Source organism: Flavobacterium sp. UBA7680, assembly GCF_002482975.1.
Lineage (GTDB): Bacteria > Bacteroidota > Bacteroidia > Flavobacteriales > Flavobacteriaceae > Flavobacterium.
This window is the reverse complement of the sequence record NZ_DLHA01000003.1, coordinates 19,959-27,846: the sequence shown is the minus strand read 5'-3', so window position 1 is coordinate 27,846 and position 7,888 is coordinate 19,959. Positions and strand designations below refer to the sequence as shown.

The 7,888-nt window shown below is 33.4% G+C and carries 9 protein-coding genes; 3 read left to right on the top strand and 6 right to left on the bottom strand.

Annotated features, from left to right (window positions below; genetic code table 11):
• The first annotated feature begins 149 nt into the window (after nucleotides 1-149).
• On the top strand, nucleotides 150-668 hold the full coding sequence (locus tag B3C18_RS00520; protein ID WP_291140730.1) for a shikimate kinase: 519 nt from the start codon (nucleotides 150-152) through the stop codon (nucleotides 666-668).
• On the opposite strand, the gene B3C18_RS00515 is transcribed toward B3C18_RS00520, so the two are convergent.
• Together B3C18_RS00515 and B3C18_RS00510 are read right to left on the bottom strand one after the other, a co-directional pair.
• Nucleotides 660-1,160, bottom strand: a complete 501-nt coding sequence (locus B3C18_RS00515) for a phosphoribosyltransferase domain-containing protein (protein WP_291140727.1) — start codon at nucleotides 1,158-1,160, stop codon at nucleotides 660-662. The two genes, B3C18_RS00520 and B3C18_RS00515, sit on opposite strands and share 9 nt — an antisense overlap.
• 186 nt (nucleotides 1,161-1,346) lie before the next feature.
• A complete protein-coding gene (locus tag B3C18_RS00510; RefSeq protein ID WP_291140724.1) occupies nucleotides 1,347-1,736 on the bottom strand; it encodes an RNA-binding S4 domain-containing protein in 390 nt (129 codons plus the stop codon).
• A gap of 79 nt (nucleotides 1,737-1,815) precedes the next feature.
• On the opposite strand from B3C18_RS00510, the gene B3C18_RS00505 reads away from it, so the two are divergent.
• Nucleotides 1,816-2,949, top strand: a complete 1,134-nt coding sequence (locus B3C18_RS00505) for an FKBP-type peptidyl-prolyl cis-trans isomerase (protein WP_291140722.1) — start codon at nucleotides 1,816-1,818, stop codon at nucleotides 2,947-2,949.
• Nucleotides 2,950-3,024: 75 nt separating this feature from the next.
• Here the strand turns inward: B3C18_RS00505 and B3C18_RS00500 are convergent, their stop codons facing one another.
• The 4 genes from B3C18_RS00500 to B3C18_RS00485 all read right to left on the bottom strand — a co-directional run bounded on the left by B3C18_RS00500 (nucleotide 3,025) and on the right by B3C18_RS00485 (nucleotide 6,416).
• The gene (locus B3C18_RS00500) at nucleotides 3,025-3,978 is read right to left on the bottom strand and encodes a transketolase family protein (protein WP_291140719.1); all 954 of its coding nucleotides are present in this window, start codon (nucleotides 3,976-3,978) and stop codon (nucleotides 3,025-3,027) included.
• Between the two features lie 74 nt (nucleotides 3,979-4,052).
• On the bottom strand, nucleotides 4,053-4,901 hold the full coding sequence (locus tag B3C18_RS00495; protein WP_291140716.1) for a transketolase: 849 nt from the start codon (nucleotides 4,899-4,901) through the stop codon (nucleotides 4,053-4,055).
• Between the two features lie 239 nt (nucleotides 4,902-5,140).
• Complete coding sequence (locus B3C18_RS00490) at nucleotides 5,141-5,443, bottom strand: hypothetical protein (protein ID WP_291140713.1); 303 nt, start codon at nucleotides 5,441-5,443, stop codon at nucleotides 5,141-5,143.
• A 244-nt stretch (nucleotides 5,444-5,687) separates the two neighbouring features.
• Nucleotides 5,688-6,416, bottom strand: coding sequence for a polysaccharide deacetylase family protein (locus tag B3C18_RS00485; RefSeq protein ID WP_291140710.1), 729 nt, complete (start codon nucleotides 6,414-6,416; stop codon nucleotides 5,688-5,690).
• Between the two features lie 264 nt (nucleotides 6,417-6,680).
• On the opposite strand from B3C18_RS00485, the gene tgt reads away from it, so the two are divergent.
• Nucleotides 6,681-7,811 carry a tRNA guanosine(34) transglycosylase Tgt gene (gene tgt / locus B3C18_RS00480; RefSeq protein WP_291140706.1) on the top strand — a complete coding sequence of 377 codons (1,131 nt, stop codon included), beginning with the start codon at nucleotides 6,681-6,683 and terminating at the stop codon, nucleotides 7,809-7,811.
• Nucleotides 7,812-7,888 lie beyond the last annotated feature (77 nt).

Sequence of the window (7,888 nt, the reverse complement as noted above, 5' to 3'; positions counted from 1 at the left end):
CTACCGACTGAGCTATCGAGTCATATTCGTTTCTTGAATGCGGGTGCAAATATAAGGAGTTTATTTTATTAATTGCAAGCAATTTTATTATAAATTTGTCTTTTTTTAAACAAAATTTACAATCCCCTAATTTATAGTGTTTTATTAGAATGAAAAAAATCGTCTTATTAGGTTATATGGGCTGCGGAAAGTCAACAATTGCACAAAACCTTTCAAAAATTACAAATATTCCCTTTCTCGATTTAGATAATTGTATCGAAAAAAAAACAAATTTGTCCATAAAAGAGATTTTCGAGAAGCATGGTGAGATCTATTTTAGAAAATTAGAGCACGAAATGTTTCTTGAGTTACTTCAATCTTCAGAAAATAGTATTATTGGTTTAGGCGGAGGAACTCCATGTTATGCAAATAATCATTTATTATTGCAAAGAGAGGATATTACATCTATATATTTAAAAGCTTCAATAGAGACTTTATATAATAGATTAGTTTACAATAAAAGTAAAAGGCCTCTTATTGCAGATATGAATGAAGACGAAATGAAAGAATTTATCGCAAAACATTTATTCGACAGAAGTTTTTATTATAATCACGCACAGCATAAAGTTGTGGTAGATAATAAAACGGTCGATGAAACAGTTGAGGATATTTTAGAAATCTTAGCTTAGAAAGGCGTAATTGTCTCCGTTTTCATCAAAAACAACCTGAACGTGCTCTAATAAAGACGTAGATAAAGAAATTCCTTTAAAATCGGCTTTTACAGGGTACTTTTTGTGATTTCGGTCTACAAGCACCGCAGTTTTGAATTTTTTAAGCGGAACGTCCAGAAAATGACGAACAGCGTATATTAATGTTGTGCCTGAGTTTAAGACATCATCAACAAGAACTAATCCTTTATTGGAGTATTCTTCTGCTGATAAAGAAGTCTGAATAGGAAGCTGCGGATTTTGTTTGTCAACTCGTACTTCGCAAAGAGAAATTTTTAGAGTAGATATATCGCTTAATACATTAGCGATTTTTTGAGCAAAAACAGAACCGCTGGAAGCAATTCCGGCAATTACAACTTCTTCTTCGTCAACAAACGTCTCGTAAATTTGATAAGCGATACGTTTTATTTTGTGTTCGATTTCCTGATTGGTTAAGATGATATTTTTGCTCATGATTTATTTTTTTTGCTAAAATACAATTAGAATTTTAGATTTTAGATTTTAGATTTCAGATTTTTGATGAAATTCCAAATAAATAAAACCCAAATTCCAATTTGATGTTGAGGTTTGGGGTAGTCAATTGTTTGGAATAATTTTAGGTTTGCTGAGTTTTGGAATTTGGAATTTTAAAATTGAAATTTACTCCGTTTCTTCCTCATCAATAAAATCACTTCCATAATCGTCAATATCTCTTCGGTCTTTTTTAGTCGGTCTTCCAGTTCCGGTTTTACGATAATGCTCTTTAGAAAGTTTTAATAACTCTAAATGTTCGTAAGCTTCTGCAGGTGTTTCGTTTTTGCGGTATATATCTACGAGTTTGGCTCCTACACGATTTTCAGGAATGTCGAGTACGGTAATAATTTGTGTAATTTGATCTTTTCTAAAAGTAATTCTATCAGTAGGAAAAACTTCTTTAGATGGTTTTGCAACTTGTCCATTTACAGTAACGTGGTTCTTTTTACAAGCCTCAGTTACCATGTTTCTGGTCTTATAATAACGCACGCACCATAAGTATTTATCTATTCTCATAATTTTTCTAAAATCCAAGTTAAATTCTTTACAAAAATAAATCAATATTGTATCTTGCGCACCTAAAAAATTAACAATAATGAATAAATTTAAATATTATTTTATTTTATTACTTGCGGGTATAGCTATAGTTTCCTGTAGTAAAGACCATGATGATCCGGAAACAGTTCCTTTAAGAGATTATAAAGAACAATATAAAGCTGACAATGACTCTATTGTTAAATATTTAAATACTCATTATATAAAAGAAGTAACGGCTAATTTTGATATAACGATTGAAAAAATTCCGGCAGGAGGAACACAAACTTCAATCATGAATCAAACAGTATATCCTTTGCTATCCAGAGATGTTTACAATCACGACGTTACTTATAAAGTATATTACTTATCTTTAAATAAAGGTAGTGGAGAATCTCCTACAAATACGGATAAGGTTTATGCTTCATATGCAGGAAGTTTATTAAATGGGACTGTATTTGATTCTTCTTATGGTGTAGGAAGAAGCTTTGAATTATATTTGTATGCAGCACAATCTGTAATTGATGGATGGGGCGAAATTTTCCCTCAGTTTAAAACAGGTACGCCTAGCGCTCCGGGGCCTGATGGTGCAATAACGTATACAGATTTTGGTGCAGGAGTAATGTTTTTGCCTTCTGGATTAGGATATTATGGTTCAGGACAAGATGCTATTCCCGCTTATTCACCTTTAGTGTTTAGTTTTAAATTGTTCAGCCTTCAAAGGCTAGATCATGATTTTGATGGTGTTTTTGATTATCAGGAAGATCTAAATGGAGATGGATATATTTATGATTTTAGAGATACTGCAAGATATCCAACTCCGCCAGCAACAATGGTGGCAGATGATACAGACAAAGATGGTGTTCCGGATTGTGTAGATACTGATGATGATGGAGATGGCTATTCTACTTATTATGAAATTACAAAACCAGCAAATCATATTGGCTGGATAGATGGAGTATTTAATGGGGCAAGTACCTATTATCCTTGGGATCCTGTTGTAGACAATCCAAGTACGCCAAATACAGATGAAACGGAGCCAAGAGGAATTCCTAGAAGACCAACTGGTCCTCTTAAAACTGAAGGGCAGCCAGAATCAATTGATAATCCTAAAAGTTTTTTACCAGCCGATTATACAGCTGCAGGAAGAATAAGAATTCATTTGGATAAATCGTATCCTTATCAAAAGAAATAATAAAATAGAAGACATAAAAAAACCTCGAAATCACTTTCGAGGTTTTTTGTTTTTATAAAGTAAGAAAACTAAAAATTATTTTCTTTTAATAACTCTTTCTATAGCTTCAACAATTGCTTGATTGTTTAGTTTGTATTTTTCCATTAATTGTTCTGGAGTTCCAGATTCTCCAAAACTATCTTGTACTGCTACAAATTCTTGTGGAGTTGGATTGTTCAAAGCTAGTACTCCTGAAACGCTTTCTCCTAAACCTCCAAGGTAGTTGTGCTCTTCAGCAGTAACTACACATCTTGTTTTAGCAACCGATTTAAGGATAGCTTCTTCGTCAAGTGGTTTAATAGTGTGGATATTGATTACTTCAGCAGAAATTCCTTTTGCTTCAAGAGCTTCAGCAGCAATAAGAGCTTCCCAAACTAAGTGTCCTGTTGCAATAATTGTTACATCAGTTCCTTCGTTTAATAAAATTGCTTTTCCAATTACGAATGGCTCGTCAGCAGGAGTGAAGTTAGGCACAACCGGACGACCGAAACGTAAATAAGCTGGACCATGATGATCTGCTAATGCTAATGTTGCAGCTTTAGTTTGATTGTAATCGCAAGTATTGATTACAGTCATTCCCGGTAACATTTTCATTAATCCGATATCTTCTAAAATTTGGTGAGTTGCACCGTCTTCTCCTAATGTTAAACCAGCGTGAGAAGCACAGATTTTTACGTTTTTATCTGAATAAGCAACAGATTGACGAATTTGATCGTAAACTCTTCCTGTTGAGAAGTTAGCGAAAGTTCCTGTAAATGGAATTTTTCCTCCAATAGTTAAACCTGCAGCAATACCAATCATGTTAGCTTCTGCAATACCAATTTGGAAAAAACGCTCTGGGTGATTTTTCTTGAAATCATCAAATTTTAATGATCCAATTAAATCTGCACAAAGTGCTACTACATTTTCATTTTTTTGACCTAGTTCAGTCATTCCCGCTCCAAAACCCGAACGAGTATCTTTACTTCCTGTATTTTCGTATTTTTTCATTTTATATTTTGCTGTACGCAATAGGCTGTAGGCAATAGGCATAAAGCTTACTGCTTAAAGCTTAAAGCTGGTTTTTAATAGTCTGCTAAAGTTGAGATGTTTTGAGCTAAAGCACTTGCCAACTGGTCGTTGTTTGGTGCTTTACCATGCCAAGCATGAGTATGCATCATAAAATCTACTCCATTACCCATTTCAGTATGTAGTAAAATGCAAACTGGTTTACCTTTTCCTGTTCTTGATTTTGCATCATTTAAACCTGCAAGAATAGCGTCAATGTCGTTTCCTTTTTCGATATCGAGAACATCCCAGCCAAAAGCTTCAAATTTAGCACGGATACTTCCCATTGGTAAAACTTCGTCAGTTGTACCGTCAATTTGTTTTCCGTTAAGGTCAATTGTCGAAATTATGTTGTCTACTTTTTTTGCAGAAGCATACATGATAGCTTCCCAGTTTTGACCTTCTTGTAATTCTCCATCTCCGTGTAAAGAATAAATTAAATGATTGTCTCCATTTAATTTTTTAGCTTGAGCTGCACCAAGAGCTACAGATAAACCTTGTCCTAACGAACCAGAAGCTATACGAACTCCAGGTAACCCTTCATGGGTTGTAGGGTGTCCTTGTAAACGGGAGTTTAATAATCTGAAAGATGCAAGTTCTGAAACAGGGAAATAACCGCTACGTGCTAATACGCTATAAAAAACTGGAGAAATATGCCCATTAGAAAGGAAGAAAAGATCTTCTCCAATTCCGTTCATATCAAAACCTTCTTTGCGGTCCATAATATTTTGGTATAGTGTAACCAAAAATTCAGTACAACCTAGTGATCCACCTGGGTGGCCAGAGTTTACAGCATGTACCATTCTAAGAATATCTCTTCTTACTTGGATCGTTAAATCGCTTAATTGTTGTGTGTTAGGCTTCATTTTATATGTAAAAGTTAAACTGTTGCAAAAGTAATCGTTATTTTGCGGGCTGACAAATGATTTTCTGCTTTAGTTTATCACAATTGTTAAATTCTGTTTCTTTTTTTATTAATCTTAAAAAAAAAGCCGATTTGGTTTAGATTTTCTAAATTCCACATTTTAGTCGCTATGTTTTTAAGTAAATTCCTAAACAAAAAAAGCCCCTTGAAGGGCTTTTAAATATATAGAGCAATATAAATCTAATTATTATCGCCCTCGCTGTAGAAATTATTTTCTTCATCTTCTGAACCTATTTCTTCCTGATCATCATCAAGTTCAGAACCCGGAACATCCAAATCATTTCCAATTTTATCACTGTTTTGTTTCCATTCGTGATTGTCCTGATTGATGATTCTTTCTCCAGAAATACCTTCCGGATCTATATCTTCTAGTTTATCTTCCTGATTGTAAATGTCTTCATTTGCTGGATAATCTAAGTTTTCCAAATTTCTTTCAATTTGTTCGTCTTTGATTTGATCTAATTTATCTTCTGAATTTATCATGATTCCTATAATTTAAGTGTCTTATAAAATTACGAAATCAATGTTTTTTGTTTGTTACATTTTTGGAATCAGGATATTTCAGTATTCACATAAAAAAAGAAAAATTATCTAAATTATCTAATTTGCCCAATCTCTCTCCATGTAATTAATTGAATTTCATTTTCTTTTAACTTTGCTTTGCATTCATCGCTTGTAAAATAATCAAAATCAATTTGACGCCAGGCTGAACCAAAATTGGGATGATTTATAGTAATGCCCTGCATTTCAAATTCATCAAAAGCAGGATGAAGCAAGAAAACATAAATCCTGAAGTAATATTATCTAAAGCTTTTTCATATGATTTTTTAAGTTCTCCTTTTTCGAAATCATTATAATATCCAATTAAAAGATTATCTGCTAAAAGAGTATTTTCAAAATCATATTTTTCATCAGATAAGCTAATGGATTCGACAAAATCCTTATTGATGAAAACGGGTAAATTGTATGTTTTTCCGAGTTCTTTATAAATCTCTAAAATTTCCGGAGTTACGCCAACACTGCACATATGCGAGTCAAGATGCGTAGGCTGAATGCCAAATTGCAACGCTTTTTCGATTTGAGCAGTTAGTTCTTTTTTAATTTCAGAAGGTTTTGCATTGTCTTTAAAATCTTTTCTTGTTTTATAAAAATAACCGTTTTGATCGACTAAACTTGAAACTTCAGAAGTCGGAAGAACAGGCCCGAATTTATAATTTTCCCATTCGCAAGTCAATGTTAAATGTATTCCGCAATCATAATTTGGATTGTTTTTAGCAAATACTGCCATTTCATAAAACCATGGACACGGCACCATTATACTGTAGGAGTTTATAGATCCGTTTTGAAGCGCTTTTATAGTAGCCTGATTTTCTGAATGTGATAATCCGGCATCATCTGCATGAATGATTAATAGTTTTGTGTTTTCAGGATATCCAAGTTTTTGAGCTAAGTTCATTTTATATTTTTTTGGTTAATGACATGCAGATTTTCGCTGGTTTAAACGGGTTTTATTTTTTATCTTCATTGTGAAAGGCTTCGACTTCGCTCAGCCTGACAATATTGCGTATCATATTTTATTGATTTTATTCAAATTTAAAAATTTCTGGAGTTTAGGTTTTATATTGTTTTTGAATTAACTCAATTTTATAATTGACAAATGATCTAATTGATTAAATTTCCCTGAAATTAGCTTATCTTTGCCGACTGAAAAAAGAAACACATGAAGTTTGATTTATTACAAAAAGATCCGCAGTCAAAAGCAAGAGCGGGAAGTATAACTACTGATCACGGCGTAATCGAAACGCCTATTTTTATGCCTGTTGGAACTGTGGCTTCGGTAAAAGGAGTGCATCAGCGTGAATTAAAAGATGATATTAATCCGGATATTATTCTTGGAAATACATACCATTTATACTTACGTCCGCAGACAGAAATTCTTGAAAAAGCAGGAGGATTGCATAAATTCATGAATTGGGATCGTAATATTTTGACTGATTCTGGTGGATATCAGGTTTATTCTCTTTCTTCAAACAGAAAAATTAAAGAAGAAGGAGTGAAGTTTAAATCACATATTGACGGTTCTTACCACTTTTTTACTCCAGAAAATGTAATGGAAATTCAGCGTACCATTGGAGCCGATATTATTATGGCTTTTGATGAATGTACACCTTATCCTTGCGATTACAGATACGCACAAAGATCAATGCACATGACTCACCGCTGGTTGGATCGTTGCATTAATCATTTAGATAAATTACCTTATAAATACGGTTACGAGCAGACTTTTTTCCCAATTGTTCAGGGAAGTACCTATAAAGATTTGCGTCGTCAGTCGGCAGAATATATTGCGAATTCTGGGCAGCAAGGAAATGCAATTGGCGGATTATCAGTAGGAGAGCCAGCAGAAGAAATGTATGCAATGACTGAAGTTGTATGCGAAATTCTTCCGGAAGACAAACCTCGTTATTTAATGGGAGTTGGAACTCCTATAAATATATTAGAAAATATCGCATTAGGAATTGATATGTTTGACTGTGTTATGCCAACGCGTAATGCAAGAAACGGAATGTTGTTTACAGCAAACGGAACGATCAACATCAAAAATAAAAAGTGGGAAGCTGATTTTTCTCCTATTGATGAAATGGGACATACTTTTGTAGATACAGAATATACAAAAGCATATTTGCGTCACTTATTTGCTGCTAACGAATATTTAGGAAAACAAATTGCTACAATTCATAATCTTGGTTTCTACATGTGGTTGGTTCGTGAAGCTAGAAAACATATCTTAGCAGGCGATTTTAGACCATGGAAAGAAATGATGGTTAAAAATATGAGTCAAAGACTTTAAAAAAAGAGTTTCAAGTTTCAGGTTTCAAGTTTCACGTTCTGTAGAGAACTTGAAACTTGAAACCTGAAACAACAAAA